Origin of the sequence: Mucilaginibacter lappiensis (assembly GCF_050433765.1) — a bacterium.
Classification (GTDB): Bacteria; Bacteroidota; Bacteroidia; order Sphingobacteriales; family Sphingobacteriaceae; genus Mucilaginibacter; species Mucilaginibacter lappiensis_A.
This window is the reverse complement of sequence record NZ_JBNPWP010000002.1, coordinates 750,342-767,112: the sequence shown is the minus strand read 5'-3', so window position 1 is coordinate 767,112 and position 16,771 is coordinate 750,342. Positions and strand designations below refer to the sequence as shown.

The window sequence follows — 16,771 nt, the reverse complement described above, 5'->3', positions numbered from 1 at the left end:
ACCAATACCACCACCTATAAGTCAATCGCCCATAATTAAAACCCGAAGTGGTGTACAGACATCGTTATGGGTTCCTGAATTAATCATCCCGCCGACCTTATTTATGCAGAAACAGGCGTTTAGAGATACCTTATTTACGAAGAGGTTCTTTACTCCATTTTTTCAAAACCGATATTAGGGCATTCAGGTTGATCGGTTTGCTCAGGTAATCGTCCATTCCGGCCTTAAGGCATATGGCCCGGTCTCCCGGCATTGCATTTGCCGTCATGGCAATAATAACCGGCTGGAATACGCTTTCCTTTCTAATTCTTCTGGTTGCTTCATAACCATCCATTTCCGGCATCTGAACATCCATCAGTATGAGGCTGTAATCCTTCTTCTGTAACAAACACAAAACCTCGGCACCGTTTAAAGCAACATCAGGTTCATAACCCATCTTTTTTAACAAGTGAACAGCCAGTTTTTGATTGATCAGATTATCCTCGGCGATCAGGATGTCAATCGGATACTTTTGAGCAAATTCAACGGAAAAAATCACTTTTTGATCAAGATCAGGTTCTGCTTCAGGCAAAGCAAAGCCCATAAATTGATTCCCAATAACCTTATACAAGGCATCGTATTTTATGGGCTTGTTTAAAACAGCATCAATAAAGTGGTAATTAGCTCCCTGATGTTCATTACCCACTAAACTAAGCAAAATAATGCGCAGCGAAGGGTTAGTCGCCCGGGCCATTTTCGCCAGGTCAAGTCCACTCATTCCGGGCATATTTAAGTCCGTTATCAGCAATTCCACCTCAGGATTCTCCGATAACAATTTTATTGCCTGTTTACCCGATTCTGCAACCAAGGTTATCAATCCATATTTCTCCAGTCGCATTTGTATCATGCCACGACTGATCGCATTATCGTCTACAATCAAAGTCCGTTTATCCTTCCAAACCGGCGAATGGGTAGCCTGATCACCGGATATTGCCCCCCCTTGTTTCAAAGGGATACTAAAGCAAAAGGTTGTTCCAGAACCAGGCGTGCTCATTACGTCAATCTCTCCCCCCATTAATTCAATCAGTCTTTTACTAATTGCAAGTCCAAGACCGCTTCCGCCGTACTTTCTTGTCGTAGTGGAATCACCTTGCGAAAATGCCTTGAACAACCGGCCTAATTTGTCTGGAGCAATCCCAATACCGGTATCCTGTACACGGAATAACAATTTAGTTTTGTTTATATCGGGATCACCTGTTTTAATTTCCAGTAATATATCACCCGTGTCTGTAAACTTTACTGCATTACCAATTAAATTGATGAGTATTTGCCTCAACCGCAATTCATCACCGCATATAACGTCCGGCACTTCTTCGCTTATACAATAAACTAAATCGAGGTTTTTTCGGGATATGCTATCTGCAAAAACATCCATTACACCTTCAACACAATTCTGTAAATTAAAATCCTGTTCATCGAGATCCATGTGTCCCGCTTCAATTTTGGAAAAATCCAAAATATCATTAATCACACTTAATAATGCGTCACCGCAATTCTTGATAGTTTCTGTATATTCCTGCTGCTCTGTGGTAAGCGATGTACCAGACAACAGGGTGGCCATGCCTAACACGCCGTTCATCGGTGTACGTATCTCATGACTCATGGTAGCCAAAAAAAGGCTTTTAGCTACGTTGGCCTGTTCTGCTTCCTCCCGGGCCTGTTCTGCCTGTTCCCGGGCGCGGTGCTCATCGATGGTTTTTCGGCCCAACAGTTCCGTACGCTCTCTTACCTGCCGCTCCAGCACCTGTTGCCGCAATTTGTTGACACGCATCCGGTATCTATTGCTACTAAACAGCGCTACGGCTATACCGAGCAATACTAATAATTTAAACCACCATGTGAGCCAAAATGGTGGCACAATGGTAATCTGCAGCGCCGTCTTTACCGGCGACCAAAGCCCCGAATTGTTCCGGTATTTGATTTTGAACAGATATTTTCCAGCAGGTATATTGGTATAAAATGCGGTATTACGGGCTCCAACATAGTTCCAGTCCTTATCAAATCCATCCAGTTTAAAAGCATATTGCTTTTTATCAGCAGCACCATAATCTAACGCGGCGTATTCAAGCGAGAAGAAAGATTGCTTATAGGTCAGGGCTATTGTTTTGGTGTCGGCAATATCTTGTTTTAAAGGAGAAGGATCTTTTTTATCCCTTGCAGGAGCAAGCGGCCTGTTAAAAACCTGTATGGAAGTAACCGTTAAAGGCAAAAAGCCTGCCGGTTTTAATATTCGGGACGGATAAAAAGCGTTAAAGCCATTCGTGCCGCCAAAAAACAATTGGCCATCGCTACTTTTCAATGCGGCATGTGGTTTAAACTCATCACCCTGCAAACCATCTTCAGTTGTATAGTTGGTAAAAGTTTTTTGTGCACGGTCGTATTTTGATATACCACTGTTCGTGCTTATCCACAGATTGCCGCTGTCATCTTCTTTGATAGCGTATATCACATCACTTGGCAAGCCATTTTTGGTAGTAAAGACTGTAAAATGACGACTTGCCACATCTAATAAATTTAATCCGCCAATGGTACACAGCCATAAACCTCCCTTGCTATCTTCAAAAATATCGGTTACGGTATTATTGCTTAAGCTGTTATTATTATCATTGTGTTTAAAATGGCTGAATTTACCGGTTTTACGATCTAACAGGTCCAGGCCGGCATCATTTGTTCCTATCCATAAGTTACCAAAATGATCCTCACATAAATCGTAAATCCGGTCGCTGCTTAAACTATGTGGATCAAGCGCATTGTACCTGAAATGTTTAAACTGCCTGGTCGTGGGATTATAACAGTCCAGGCCATCGTTAAAAGTTCCCAACCAGGTATTCTTATCCTTGGTTTGAAGAATGCTATAAACATTGTTTCCACCGATACTGTGCGGATTAGCCGGATCTTTTTTTAAGTTTTCGAATAAATGGGTGGAGGGATCATATATGCTCAGCCCGTCGCCCCATGTCCCTATCCATAAGCGGCCGTCAGCAGCCTGCCTGGTAACTAAAATATAATTACCCGCTATGCCATTTTTACCCGCAGGCTGTTGCTGATGATGAATAAAAGACCCGTTCCGGCGATCAAATTGATCAAGTCCTCCACCATCCGTCCCAATCCAGATTTGCCTGTCCCTGTCCTCAAAGATATCCAGTACAAAATTACTGGATAAACTCCCGGCAGATGAATTATGCCGGTACATTGGAAAACTGGCCGTTGCTTTTTTATACAGATTAATTCCTCCGCCAAAAGCGCCCACCCACATATTGCCTGCTTTATCTTTACAAAGCGCGTTAATATTGGTACCCCTGATGCTGTTATCATCTATTTCGTCGTGCTGATACTTATAAAACTCACCGTTGGTTCTATTCAACACGGTTATCCCTCCATGCTCCATACCAACCCACAAATTACCCGAATCATCTTTGTTTAAACTGTTAATGGTATTTACAGAGGCTCCCCTACGGGGGGGTAGTATGTTTTTAAAATGACTGAATGATTTATTATCCATGTCAAAACGAAAAATACCTTCAGATTCTGTACCCAAAAACAAAAAACGCGTTTTGTCTTCATACATGCAGGTAATACTATGTCCGGTACCAGTTTGGGTTACCGAAGATGTAGTTCCAAATTTTAAAAAGGTATTATCAGCGGGATGATAAAGCTCTAACCCTCCTGATGCGGTCCCAACCCATAAACGATGTCGCGAATCTTCCAGTACTGCGTGAACATTATTATTACTCAGGCTAAGCGGGTCGGCATCATTGTGAACATGATGCTGAAATATGCCTTTTGCACTGTCAAAATAATCCAGGCCGCTACTTTGAGTAGCAATCCATACATTATCCCTGAAATCCAGTACTATCTTATTAATGGTGTTAGCTGATAAACTATGAGCAGAATTTTCATCATGCAGGTATCGTGTGAACCGTCCCGATCTTATTTCCAGCTTGTTTAAGCCGCTCTTGGTGGCTATCCATATATTGCCAGCGTGATCAATCGCTATGTCACTGATCACGTTATTACTCAGTGAATTGTTATCTTCAGGGTCATGACGATAGTTAATAAATTTGTATCCGTCATACCGGTTTAACCCATTTCCAGTCCCAATCCACATAAATCCCCGGCTATCCTGGACTATACAGCTTACATCAATTTGTGACAATCCCTCTCTCGTACCCAGATGTTCGAACTTGAGACTTTGGTGCTGAGCAAAGCTACTAACCGGTATAACGAACCAAGTAAAAAGTACAACAAACTTAAACAGGTGAACGAGCGCCCGGGTCTTAATCATCAACAAACAAATATTAAATATGAGCCTTACCGGCAACAGATAAATAACGGATCGGTGATGTTGTATACGAATACGGAATCAACAAGTTGCATGTTAAAATATAAAAAGCCAGCCTCGTGCTATCGTATAGAAAGAGATTTATTTTTTAATCAATAATCATTAAAAGTAAACAGTTTAAAGTAAACGATAAGGTTTCATTGACCATGAGGCAAAGGATGTTAAAGTTAATGCGCCCTGCCTTGTTCGCTGTCGGCACCACCGGTATCGCGCTTGGCTGGCACATTCGTCAATTTACCCAATATATCCATATACAAAGGTTTCACTAAAACAGATGGTATCACCTACCCTGCCACTACAGAATCTTCTGACGGCAAAACCAGGATTACCACAACCACCACTTCTATCGAGTTCAATCCTGTTTTGACAGACAATGACTGGAAAACACCATAAAAATGAAAAATCTGCAGGTTATGAAAAGTCACTGCCTGTGCAGCGCCCCGGTACCAATTATTCCATCCCTACCGGGCGTCAAAAATTATTTGCAATTGCGTTATTTTTTTAAAACCAGGAGCGGTTTCCCTTTTTCAACAATATAGGTTGCGAGTTCTGCACCATTCACTTTACCTACATTTTTGGCCGAATGGTTTTTACCGGCCGGCACAAAAAACACATCCCCTGCCTTAAGCGTTACCGGGCGCTCGCCTTCAATCTCATATTCCAATGTTCCTTCCAGTACATAGATAATTTCTTCGCCCGGATGGGCATGCATTCCAAAAGCAGTACCGGGTTTAAAGTCTACGCGCACCTGAATAGCCTCGTGTCCGGCAACACTGATATCATGCCGCTGAAGATCTGTGCGCACGATTCCCGGCTGCTGTGCTATCGCCTGGTCTGGAATAAAGAGTAACGTTAAACTAAAAATGGTAAACAGGCTTAAAAGGAGTTTTTTATATGGTTTCATTTCTTTTATTTTAATAATTCACAACTTGTTGATCAGTTAGTATACTTGTCTCATTATTTGCTGAACTGTCGCCAGCGGTACTCCCTGAGACTGATCAGTAACGGTTTCTTTTTCCGGCCACCTTGTTTCTAAGCAGTAAACTGCAAAGCCAATATTCCCTGGAATAATGTTCTGGTTAAAATATTAAGCGTTTTCATTTTTGACGATTTTAATGTCTGATAGGAATTGTTCATTTTCAGCGGTTGGCTGACCATATGTTTTTCGTTCCTGAACGTGAGTTGCCGGCGTGCGGTCGATAAGCAAACTAACTAATTCAGGTCGGCTGTAGTGGCCGTTTGCATCCATTAATCGCTTACGCGCATCTATTTGAGCAAAATCTATATCAGCAATTACTTCACCTTCACCCGATTTTAATGGTTCACCGATTATTTGCCCATCAGGGGCTATAATGGCAGTGAAACAACCTCCTGAAATTGGGTCAATAGGGCCACCTGTATCCTTTGCAATCTGAGCCTGTTGGTCGGCATCAAGCCAACCGGTCGCACAAACTACAAAACAGGCTGATTCAAGGGCATGCTGGCGGACATTAATTTCTGTCTGCTCACTGTGCAATGGGCCCAAAAAAGATCCTGGATACATTGCAGAGTGGATCTGCTCACCGTCAGCTATCATAGCGTATCGGAATAGCGGATTGTAGTGCTCCCAACAAGCCAACTGACCTATACGCCCGACTGCACTGTCAACCGCACGTAATCCGGAAGCATCTCCCTGTCCCCAAACCATGCGCTCATGGTAGGTGGGTGTAAGTTTGCGTCTCCGCTGGATCAAGGTTCCGTCTGCATCAAACAATAGCTGCGTATTATATATGGAGCCACCATCTCGTTCATTAACACCGATCGATACGACCATGTTGGCCAATTTAGCGGCTTGCCCAATAGCCTCTGTATCAGCAGATGGAACTACGATCGCCTCATCCATCAGGAGTTGGTGTTGTTTTCCCATGATGTAGGGAGCCTGGATGAAAGAGAAATACGGGTAATAGGGAATAATAGTCTCTGGAAAGGTTGCAAACTGTACACCTTTTTCTCCCAGCTCACCAATTTTATTGATAATTTTTTTAACTGTCCCTTCACGACTGTATAACACCGGGCTGATTTGTACAGCTGCAACTTTTACAACTCTACTTCCTTTTGTTTTTTTGATATTTTCCATTTTTTTATGATGACGAGATCGCTTCCTTGTTTTCAAAGTGTACATACAAAATCCCTTTAGCAAGCTTTGTGGCTTCAGGTATGTCGTTCAAAGAAGTACCTGCTATACCCTTTGTATTAAAGAGCGTCGCTGTACATTGCTTTTCAACTATTTTGTAGAAAACTGTTTAATTTTCGGTTCAAAGGTATTGCGGTAATAGGTCAGGGGCAATCACAAACTGGGTGAGTCAGACAAAATAATCGGTGAGCCGGGCTTTCTGATGCCTGGGACAGGATGAAATTTTATATTTATTTGGCGGTTACGACCCACAACCCTTTATACAGGAGTGCTTGTTCAGGGCGTATAAAAAAATTGGGCAAGCGATGAAAATTCATGCTTGCCCAATCTGTTTTCCTGCATGGGCTCGAACCACGATCGTCTGAACCAGAATCAGAAGTGTTACCATTACACCACAGGAAAATAATACGCAGCGAGATGAACATCATGCTGCAAAGCAAATATACTACCTACTGCCTCACTAAGCAAAAATATATGTCAGATATCAGTTATATTATTATCTGTTCACCAAACGCTACCGTTAATCTGCTGATATTTACTTACCTGGTACCTGCTGCAGTAACCACTGTACCACATCGCTTGCAGCTTTATCGTTCTCGTAACCGGCCGGGAGCCTGCCGTTGGTGTATTCATTGTATAACCAGGGATCGCCTATGGCAATCACGGTGCCTTTACCATATTTAGCGCTGGCTATGATAGTAGCACCACTATTGTTTTTCAGGACTGACGTTGCAGGGCCGCTTAAGCTTATGGAACACACATCCTTCATGTATATTTTGTTGGCTGTTTTAAATACCGGGTTACCTGTAGTTTTTATGGCACCATCCTCAAAGTGCGCATCATCAATTACATGGTTTTGCAGATCATTATTAAAATGCATCCCGAATTTGGCAGCCAGGGTATTAAAATGAGGCAGTTCCACATTGGCGCTGTCGTTAGCCATTAGTAACAGTACACCGCCTTTTTTAACCCATTTGGCAATTTGTTCCACATCTTTTGGTTCCATATAATTGGGCGCAGGACTTTCCTTCTTGCTATCAGGATCAACAATAATATAGATGGATACATCTTTTAAATTATCAGTGGTTGGTGCCTGGTCAAGGGAATCTAACTTGGCGCCTGCTGTTGTAAAAGCTTCACCAAAAATGGAGAACCCTGTATTTTGTTTCTCACCCCACAAGTAATGAAAACGTACCTGTTGCCCCGCGGCATCTTTATGTACTTCGTGGTTAAAATAATAATCGAGCGTAACAGTTTGGGCACTGGCCGCTAAACCGGTGCTCATCAACAAGGCTATTATAGCTAACTTCAGGTTCATAAAGGTGCGTTTAAGCAAATATAATGTTTTTAAGCTTGTGTTTTGTCCCCTTCTTGAGTGGGAAGCGCAGGCTTTGTATAATGGCAGGGGTGTGTTATGCTACTTACAGATTAACACACCCCTGCTACATCACAATCTTACCCGCCCCCTCTCAAGAGGGGAACAAAAAATTTATTTCTTATACTCCACCAAATATGGAGAAACCGCCGTCAACACATATCATTGATCCGGTTACAAATGCCGAGGCATCACTTAGTAACCAGGTAAGCGCTCCTTTTAATTCGTCGGCATGGCCAAAACGCTTAAAGGGGGTTTGTTTGATCACCAGCTCGCCCCTTTGGGTGTAACCACCTTCGGGTTTGGTTAATAAATTACGATTTTGCTCGGTCAGGAAAAAGCCCGGCGCCAGCGCGTTCATCCTGATCTTATCGCCATAACGATTGGCCAGCTCCACCGCAAACCATTGGTTATAGCAATCAACCGCGGCCTTGCCAATATTATAACCCAGCACTTTGGTTATGGCACGTTTGGAGTTCATGGATGATATATTTACAATACTGCCTGCACCAGCAGTTTTAGCGATAGCCTCGCCAAATATCTGTGTAGGGATAATAGTACCCCAGGTGTTGAGGTCCATTACCTTTTTCATGCCCGCAATATTCATTTTAAAAATATCCTCCTCGGGTGCCAAAATACCTTCGGGCATGTTACCTCCTGCACCATTCACCAGTCCGTCAACACGACCAAATGCATCCACTATTTTATTTTTAGCAGCTACAAGTTCTTCTTCGTTCAGCACGTCGGCCACCAAAGCAATGGCTTTACCACCATTTTTGTTGATAGCATCCGCCCTTTCTTCGGCTACCTCTTTTTTTCGGCCCAGTATGCCTACCGCGCCCCCTGCTTCAACTATCGCGTTTACAAATGCGTCGCCCAGTATGCCGGTACCACCGGTCACTACGATCACTTTACCGGCTAATGAAAATGAATTTTCCAATGTTTGTTATATTTTTTAAATGATATATTGATTATCTGATGTCAGGTATAGCAATGGGGTCCATATCGGTGTAGTCCAGGTTTTCGCCTGCCATGCCCCAAATAAAACTGTAGCTGGCCGTACCGCTGCCCGAGTGGATGCTCCATGGCGGCGATACCACCGCGTCATAATTATCCATCAGGATATGGCGTGTTTCCTGGCCTTCGCCCATGTAGTGGAATATTTTCTGCCCGGCGGGTACATCAAAATAAAAATAAGCTTCCATACGGCGGTCATGAACGTGAGCAGGCATGGTGTTCCAAACACTGCCTTCGTGCAGTATGGTAAGGCCCATTACCAGCTGACAGCTTTTTATGCCTTCCAGGTGTATGTATTTATTGATGGTGCGTTTATTGGCAGTTTCGTTTGAGCCCGTATGAACTTTTGCAGCATCGGCATTGGTCATTAATGTAGTAGGATAAACCGCATGTGCCGGGGCCGAAAGAATATAGAATACGGCAGGCTGCGCACTGTTCTTGCTGGCAAACGTTACGCTTTTTGTTCCTTTACCAATGTAAAGGCAATCCAGCTTATTTACCTGGAATGTTTTGCCATCGGCAGTAACCTCGCCATCGCCGGCTACGTTGATGATACCGATCTCCCGGCGCTCTAAAAAATAGTCGGCACGCAGGTTAGGGTAATTTTCAAGTTCGATCGATTTAGCTACCGGATGTGCCGCACCTACGATCATGCGATCATAATGAGTATAAGTGCAGTTCAGCTTATCGGTTTGCACCAACTGATCAATTAAAAACCGCTCCCTTATTTGTGCCGTTTGATAACTTTTAAAATCTTCGGGGTGTACGCTATGTATTACTTTCAAGGCTTTATTTTTTTTGGTTCAACAATTCTACAACGTATCTTCTTTAAATCAAAAGTATTCGGCTGTTTATTCTACTCAAACGATTGCGCTGCCTGTTAATGCGGGTAAAATGGCATAAAAAAGCCCCCCGATGTAGTCGGGAGGCTTCATAATTATTTAGATGCAATTAGTCTTCGTTAACAAACGAACGCAGCATCCAGGTATTTTTTTCGTTAAACTGCATAAAGCGGTTTACCATATCATTAGTACCATCATCGCCGGCTTCGGCAGTAATATCCAGTATTTCCCTTTCCTTTGCAATTAAAGCAGCGATATCATCAATAATGGCTTTAACCATTTTGGTATCCTTTAAACCAATGGTTTGTATTTCCTTAATTTCTGATGTTTCAATATAATCTTTAAAAGTGCTGTAAGGAGGTTTACCCAAAGTAAGGATCCTTTCGGCAAGTTCATCAATGGTAACCAATGCAGCAGTATATAATTCTTCAAACTTTAAATGCAGCGTAAAAAAGTTTTGACCTTTAATGTTCCAGTGGCATCCGCGAAGTTTTTGATAGTGAATATGGTAATTGGCCAACAGGTCGTTCAAATGGTCAACAACAGGTTTTACTTTACTTTCTTCCAGACTTATTTCTTTAGCATTCATATATAAATAGTGATTTTAATGTTTAACAACGGCTTAGTTGCAATGTTTTGTAAATATAAACAGATTTGATTTTAATGAGCATATTTGCACACTTTATGACAAAGCAGCTACCTTATATTAACGAACAATTTAACTGGCCCATATGGCGTATGGAAATTGACGAAATAAGCGCCACTTTGTTTGTTGAATTACGGAACAGCGAAGAAAAAAAAGTAGCTTTTGGCGCTGTGAACCTGCTTAACGGCCACGTTAATTTTAAAGATGTTACCACTCCCGAACGCTGGCTCACCGGCATTGAGGCCGCATATAATGAAGTATTGCTGGTGCATAACTACCAATCAACAACAGGGCCGGTACATAAAGGTCTTATAGCCATTAACGGCATTACCGGCGAAACCCGCTGGAGCAATTATACCCTGGCTTTTGACCATTTATCGGCCAATGGTCCGGTTGTATATAATGCTCAGATACAGCCTAAAAAATTATTTTTGGTCGATACTAAAACCGGCGAAACTTTAAGGGCTTACGATCCTTTGATAGATACTGTATTACATAACAACATTAACAGCCCGCAACTGCTGCCCGCTGCTTTTTTAAAAGGGCTGACTTTGCCTGCCGAACCTTATGGAAATACGGTGCATTATATGGAGCACAATAGTTATAGAATTGTATCTTTGCACACGTTTTTTCAAGAAAAAATCAAACAGCACTTGTATATTACTAATGATAAAGGCGCAATTGTTTACCAGGATTTGTTGAACAGCGATATACAAAAATTGCAGCCCGAGGCGTTTGTAGTACATAAGAATAACCTGATCTATTTAAAAGAAAGATCAACACTGATAGTTTTACACTTATAAGTTACTGTATTATAATTTATTATGAAATTAAAATTTTTTTTATTGTTCGCTCCCCTACTCACACTTTCTATATCCGTTTTTGCAAATCCTGTTGTAGACTCCGTTGGAGTTGAAAACCTGAACGGCAAAAAAGTGGTCCTGCACAAGCTTGACCCTAAAGATAATTACTATTCTATTGGCCGCCGCTATAATGTAAGCCCTAAAAATATTATACAGTTTAATAACAACGCGCCGCTTAAAATTGGTGGTATTATAAAAGTGCCTACCGAACAGTCATTTACACAAACTGCCGCAACAACACAGCCCGCGGTTACGCAAACCAAACCACGGGTGCAGCCACCTGTTTCGCAGCAACCAGGCAAACCGCAACCACAACAAGCGGTTACACAACAAGCGGTTACACAACAACAAAGCAAACCACAACCACAACAAGCAGTTACGCAGCAAGCTCAGGTAACAATGCAACAGCCAACTGCTACTGCAACACAATCGGCTGATACTACACCGGCGAAACCGATTAATTTAGACAATGTACAGCAGTACAAGGTATCGGCAGGCGAAACACTTTTTTCAATAGCCAAACGCTTTGGTACGTCTGTTGAGGATATCACTAAACTTAACGGTTTAACATCAAACAGCCTTACTCCCAACCAGATCATCAAGGTACGCTCAGGCCTGCCGCCCGAAGAAAGATCAATAGTAAAACAGGATGTGGTAAAACAACAGGATTCAACCGTGGCTGCTATTGACAGTGCTGGTGATAAACTCAGGGCCAATAAATTTGGCTTGTATGAAAAGAACGAAACCGGCGTAGCTACCTGGATTGATGATACCAGCCTTGACCCTAAAAAGGAACTGGTATTACACCGCACCGCCCCTATTGGTACGGTTATAAAAATTACCAACCCTATGAACAACCATACCACCTATGCTAAAGTTGTAGGCAGATTTACCGACAGCGAGGCTACCAAGGACGTACTTATTGTAATGACCAAAAACACAGCCGACGCATTAGGTGCTTTAGATAAACGCATTCACGTAAACATCAGCTACGGCAGTCCAACCCCGAATGAATAAACCTTATATTATTGGAATTGCCGGTGGTAGTGGATCTGGCAAAACCTTTTTCTTGAAAAGTTTCCTGGAGCATTTTACTGCCGACGAGGTGTGCCTGGTATCGCAGGATGACTATTATTTTCGTGTGGCTCATAAGATGACGCCCGAAGAAAACAAGGAGTATAATTTCGACCTGCCGGCTACTATTGATCACGAGCATTTCCAGCAGGATATCAGCAAGCTTTTTAATAATGAAACCATTATTAGGCCCGAGTATACTTTTAACAATCCCAACATAGTACCCAAAATGCTGGAAATAAAACCAGCACCTATTTTAATTGTGGAGGGTTTGTTTATCCTGCATTTCAGGGATATTGCCGATATGCTGGACATGAAAATTTTTATTGAAGCCGACGAAGAAGTTGCCATGGATCGTCGCCTGAAGCGCGACCTGATAGAGCGCGGCTATTCGCACGATGATGCCATGTACAAATGGATTAATCACGTTGTACCGGCCTATAAAGAATATTTGCTGCCTTACAAAGATGAATGCGACAGGATCATCACCAACAACAGCCACGTTGCCAAGGATATTATTGTTGTAACAGAAGAAATATCTGCCGGACTTAGGAAGAAATTATTTTGATTTAAAGATGTATTGATTTGAAAATGATTACTAAAACCAGACATTTTCAAATATTCAAATTCTCAAATTAGCAATATAAATTGCTGATTGTTATGATTGCAGATGAAATTAAAATAAAGTACATAGGCGGCCCAACCGCTTTATTTGAAGCAGGTGGGTTAAAGCTATTAACTGACCCTACTTTTGACCCAAAGGGATCGGCCTATCCAACTAACATTTATACTTTACATAAATTGGCCGATCCAGCGGTTAAGGCCGATAAACTGCCACATGTTGACCTGGTATTATTGAGCCACGATCATCATTTTGATAATCTTGATATTGCCGGCCGCGGCTTTTTAAGTGACGCCGGGCAGGTTATTACCACCCCGGCAGGTGCAGAGCGACTTGGCAGCAATTCCATTGGACTTAATAACTGGCAAACTATTGACATACCGACCAAAGACAATCGTATATTAAGCATTACCGGTACACCATGCAGGCACGGCCCTGTTGGTGGCGACCGCGGTCCGGTTACCGGCTTTGTATTGAATTATAAAGGCGATACAACCGGCGGCGTTTACGTAACCGGCGATACCGTATGGTACGAAGGTGTTGAAGAAGTATCCAAACGTTTTGACATACAAATTGTGGTTGCATTTTTAGGCGCCGCGGTTGTAAAAGCAGTTGGCCCGGCCCACCTTACTATGACCGCCGCCGAAGCGGTTGAAATGGCCAGGCATTTTAAGAACGCGACCATCATCCCGCTCCATTTTGAAGGTTGGGAGCACTTTACCGAATCGCGCGCCGAAATTGAAGCTGAATTTAGAAAAGCCGGACTGCTCAACAGGTTACGATGGGCACATTAATTTAATTTGAAGATTAATTGATTTGAAGATTTGAAAATACCTGTTTAAGTCAAATCGAGTATTTTCAAATTAAAGAATTATCTCCGGTATCTCTCCTTCTACTATCAGTTTACCGGCAGTGGCGTTTTTAATCTCCTCAACGCTTACGCCCGGTGCCCGTTCCAGTAGTTTAAAGCCGCCTTCGGGCAGTACATCAAACACGCCTAATTCGGTCACTATTTTTTTTACGCAGTGAACACCGGTTAAGGGTAGCGAGCATTGGGGTAACAATTTTGATTCGCCGGCCTTATTTACGTGTTGCATGGCTACTATAATGTTTTCGGCCGATGCCACCAGATCCATAGCGCCGCCCATGCCTTTCACCATTTTACCGGGGATCTTCCAGTTGGCTATATCGCCGTTTTCTGATACCTCCATAGCACCAAGTATGGTCAGGTTAACCTTTTTGGCCCGGATCATCCCAAAGCTCATAGCCGAATCAAATATGGCCGAACCGGGCAGCATGGTAATGGTTTGCTTACCCGCGTTAATTACATCCGGATCCTCTTCGCCCGCAAAAGGGAACGGCCCCATACCAAGCAAGCCATTCTCTGACTGTAGCACCACATCCATTGTCTCAGGTATATAATTGGCCACCAGTGTTGGGATCCCTATACCCAGGTTAACATAGTAACCGTCTTTTATTTCTTTAGCTATTCGCTTTGCTATTCCTTGTTTATCAAGCATGTGTTTAATTTGAATTTTTTTTCATCTTCCCCACGCGTCATTGCGAGGTAAGAAGCAACTCTTTAGGACAAGTGCGGACTTTGCATTTACGATCTGCTTATCGGGGATTGCCTCGTGCCTCGCAATGACGCACGATTTTAGTCCTTAATCCTCGTCCTCGTGCCTTTACTCTTTGCTCCATACTCCTTCTATCCCTATTCCTTCGTCCTCACCGTTCTCTGCTCTATCCGCTTCTCATAATCCTTACCCTGAAAAATCCGGTGTACATAAATACCGGGAGTGTGAATATGGTCGGGATCAAGTTCGCCGGGTTGTACCAGTTCCTCTACCTCGGCTATGGTTACTTTGCCGGCCATGGCCATTACCGGGTTAAAATTACGCGCGGTTGAGCGGAAAACCAGGTTACCCATAGTATCGCCTTTCCAGGCCTTTACTATGGCAAAATCGGCATCAAAAGCCATTTCCATCAGGTAATCCTTACCATTAAAATTGCGTACTTCCTTGCCTTCTGCAACTTCGGTGCCTACACCTGCCGGAGTAAAAATAGCAGGCATACCATACCCTGCCGCCATGCAGCGGGTGGCCAGCGTACCCTGTGGCAACAATTCCACTTCCAGTTCGCCGCTGAGTAACTGACGTTCAAATTCAGCGTTTTCGCCAACGTAGGAAGATATCATTTTTTTTACCTGCCGCTGTTTCAGCATCAGGCCTATGCCAAAATCATCAACCCCGGCATTGTTTGATATACAGGTAAGTTGTTTTGTTCCCTTTTTAACCAGGGCGGTTATGCAATTTTCGGGCAAACCACATAATCCAAAACCACCTACCATTAAGGTCATACCGTCCTCAACATCGCGGATGGCCTCATCGGCACCACTAACTACTTTATTCATATTCAATAATTGGTTGTTTCAAATTTAGATATAAGAATTAAGAGTCAAGAATCAAGACGTAAGAAATACCATAGATAAAACCCGACTAACCGTTTTCCCTTCTTAATTCTAATTTCCTGACGCTATTGGGTATATCTCACCACTTCACCTGCTTATCAATAAAGCCGATCAGATCATCGGCCATAACTTGTTGTTCCTTAGCGCTGGGATGGCCATTGGTGTTTTTATAAGGAAAAAAATGGGTATAAATGCTTTTATCGTTTAAATCGGCAACCGCTTTTTCAATGTAACCGGGCCATGGCGAACCTTCTTTGGTAGCATCCATACTGCCCAATGCGCAAATGATCTGTGCTTTAGGGTATTTTTTGCGGATGTTTTTTACAAGGTCACGATACGCTTTGATGATCTGCTCTGGCTCCGGCGCTTTGGTGCCAAACCTTTCCTTAAACTGCTGCTCTTCGGGTTTCTTAACTATCCATGAATCGTTTTGGAACAGGTTGATGACCACCAGATCGGGCGTATATTTTGAAAAATTCCATAAGCTGGTGGGGTCAGTAGGATCAAGCCTGTTATACATTTCGGGCATAATGAGCGGGAACCAGCTCACCAAAACACCAATACCACTTTTAGAGGTGCATACATAGTCGGCATCAAAATGGCGGGCGGTAATAGCCGCATAGCTGATATAGCCGTTTTCATATGGAGCAGTGCCCCTGTCTTTTCCCGTAGTATCCTCTACCGCATATCCGCAGGTAATAGAGTTACCAAAAAATTCTATTTTCCGTTTTTTAGCAACAGGCACAGGTAAAATATCGGCCTCTTTGGCTAAAATAAACTGGTAAAAAACGGTTTTGCCCATTTCCCACTCCGTACGTTTAAATAGTTCCAGGCTATGTTGCCCGGCTGGCAAACCTTCGGCAAGTGTGTAAACCCTTTTGGTATTATCCAGGTGAATGGTATTGATCACCTTATTATCTACTATTATGGTAAAATAATTATCACCGCGTTCATCCTGCAGCATGGCCGAGGCACCGGTACCGCTAAAGTTAATTTTAATTGATGAACCCGTCCAGTAAAGTTCTGCCGCTTCATCGGTCATGTTGATACGCCCGGTATAACGAATATGCTGGTCCTTGCTTTTAATTACAACACTTTGGGCAGTACAGTTGCTTATTCCTGCAGTAAAAAAAAGGAACAGAATGATAAAGTAGGTTTTGCGCATGTTGATCAGTTGAAATTGGAACTAAAATACATTATTGCAAGGTATGAAGCAAGTGCCTCACCCAACCCTCTCCTTTGGAGAGGGCTTTAAAATGCTTTTTAAAGTCTCCCCCTTTGGGGGAGACTTAGAGGGGGCTTTCTGCT

Annotated in this window: 16 protein-coding genes; 5 read left to right on the top strand and 11 right to left on the bottom strand. The window is 42.9% G+C overall.

Annotation, left to right across the window (positions count from 1 at the left end; genetic code table 11):
* Positions 1-130: 130 nt before the first annotated feature.
* Positions 131-4,324: a two-component regulator propeller domain-containing protein gene (locus tag M2273_RS08670; RefSeq protein WP_429395444.1), complete on the bottom strand. Its 4,194-nt coding sequence runs from the start codon at positions 4,322-4,324 to the stop codon at positions 131-133.
* A gap of 270 nt (positions 4,325-4,594) precedes the next feature.
* Between M2273_RS08670 and M2273_RS08665 the strand changes: the two genes are divergently transcribed.
* On the top strand, positions 4,595-4,774 hold the full coding sequence (locus M2273_RS08665) for a hypothetical protein (RefSeq protein WP_429395441.1): 180 nt from the start codon (positions 4,595-4,597) through the stop codon (positions 4,772-4,774).
* A gap of 100 nt (positions 4,775-4,874) precedes the next feature.
* Here the strand turns inward: M2273_RS08665 and M2273_RS08660 are convergent, their stop codons facing one another.
* The 7 genes from M2273_RS08660 to M2273_RS08630 form a co-directional block, all read right to left on the bottom strand.
* Positions 4,875-5,285, bottom strand: coding sequence for a cupin domain-containing protein (locus tag M2273_RS08660; protein ID WP_429395438.1), 411 nt, complete (start codon positions 5,283-5,285; stop codon positions 4,875-4,877).
* A gap of 183 nt (positions 5,286-5,468) precedes the next feature.
* Complete coding sequence (locus M2273_RS08655; protein WP_429395435.1) at positions 5,469-6,497, bottom strand: nitrilase-related carbon-nitrogen hydrolase; 1,029 nt, start codon at positions 6,495-6,497, stop codon at positions 5,469-5,471.
* Between the two features lie 4 nt (positions 6,498-6,501).
* Entirely contained in the window at positions 6,502-6,648 is a 147-nt protein-coding gene (locus tag M2273_RS08650; protein WP_429396351.1) for a TetR/AcrR family transcriptional regulator, read from the bottom strand.
* A gap of 441 nt (positions 6,649-7,089) precedes the next feature.
* Positions 7,090-7,872 (bottom strand): DUF4350 domain-containing protein, encoded by a 783-nt coding sequence (locus M2273_RS08645; protein WP_429395432.1) that lies wholly within the window; start codon positions 7,870-7,872, stop codon positions 7,090-7,092.
* A gap of 178 nt (positions 7,873-8,050) precedes the next feature.
* Positions 8,051-8,869, bottom strand: coding sequence for an SDR family oxidoreductase (locus tag M2273_RS08640; protein WP_429395429.1), 819 nt, complete (start codon positions 8,867-8,869; stop codon positions 8,051-8,053).
* A gap of 31 nt (positions 8,870-8,900) precedes the next feature.
* A complete protein-coding gene (gene kduI, locus M2273_RS08635; RefSeq protein WP_429395426.1) occupies positions 8,901-9,731 on the bottom strand; it encodes a 5-dehydro-4-deoxy-D-glucuronate isomerase in 831 nt (276 codons plus the stop codon).
* A 166-nt stretch (positions 9,732-9,897) separates the two neighbouring features.
* Complete coding sequence (locus M2273_RS08630) at positions 9,898-10,377, bottom strand: Dps family protein (protein ID WP_429395423.1); 480 nt, start codon at positions 10,375-10,377, stop codon at positions 9,898-9,900.
* A 95-nt stretch (positions 10,378-10,472) separates the two neighbouring features.
* Between M2273_RS08630 and M2273_RS08625 the strand changes: the two genes are divergently transcribed.
* The 4 genes from M2273_RS08625 (at position 10,473) to M2273_RS08610 (ending at position 13,787) form a co-directional block, all read left to right on the top strand.
* Positions 10,473-11,237, top strand: coding sequence for a DUF4905 domain-containing protein (locus M2273_RS08625; RefSeq protein WP_429395420.1), 765 nt, complete (start codon positions 10,473-10,475; stop codon positions 11,235-11,237).
* Between the two features lie 21 nt (positions 11,238-11,258).
* Complete coding sequence (locus M2273_RS08620) at positions 11,259-12,314, top strand: LysM peptidoglycan-binding domain-containing protein (RefSeq protein WP_429395417.1); 1,056 nt, start codon at positions 11,259-11,261, stop codon at positions 12,312-12,314.
* Positions 12,307-12,939 carry a uridine kinase family protein gene (locus tag M2273_RS08615; RefSeq protein ID WP_429395414.1) on the top strand — a complete coding sequence of 211 codons (633 nt, stop codon included), beginning with the start codon at positions 12,307-12,309 and terminating at the stop codon, positions 12,937-12,939. The genes M2273_RS08620 and M2273_RS08615 overlap by 8 nt, the downstream gene beginning before the upstream one ends.
* Before the next feature lie 92 nt (positions 12,940-13,031).
* Positions 13,032-13,787: an MBL fold metallo-hydrolase gene (locus M2273_RS08610; protein ID WP_429395412.1), complete on the top strand. Its 756-nt coding sequence runs from the start codon at positions 13,032-13,034 to the stop codon at positions 13,785-13,787.
* A gap of 69 nt (positions 13,788-13,856) precedes the next feature.
* On the opposite strand, the gene M2273_RS08605 is transcribed toward M2273_RS08610, so the two are convergent.
* The 3 genes from M2273_RS08605 to M2273_RS08595 all read right to left on the bottom strand — a co-directional run bounded on the left by M2273_RS08605 (position 13,857) and on the right by M2273_RS08595 (position 16,628).
* A complete protein-coding gene (locus M2273_RS08605; protein WP_429395409.1) occupies positions 13,857-14,513 on the bottom strand; it encodes a 3-oxoacid CoA-transferase subunit B in 657 nt (218 codons plus the stop codon).
* A gap of 194 nt (positions 14,514-14,707) precedes the next feature.
* Positions 14,708-15,406 (bottom strand): CoA transferase subunit A, encoded by a 699-nt coding sequence (locus tag M2273_RS08600; protein WP_429395407.1) that lies wholly within the window; start codon positions 15,404-15,406, stop codon positions 14,708-14,710.
* 136 nt (positions 15,407-15,542) lie between these two features.
* Entirely contained in the window at positions 15,543-16,628 is a 1,086-nt protein-coding gene (locus M2273_RS08595) for an SGNH/GDSL hydrolase family protein (protein ID WP_429395405.1), read from the bottom strand.
* Positions 16,629-16,771: the final 143 nt, after the last annotated feature.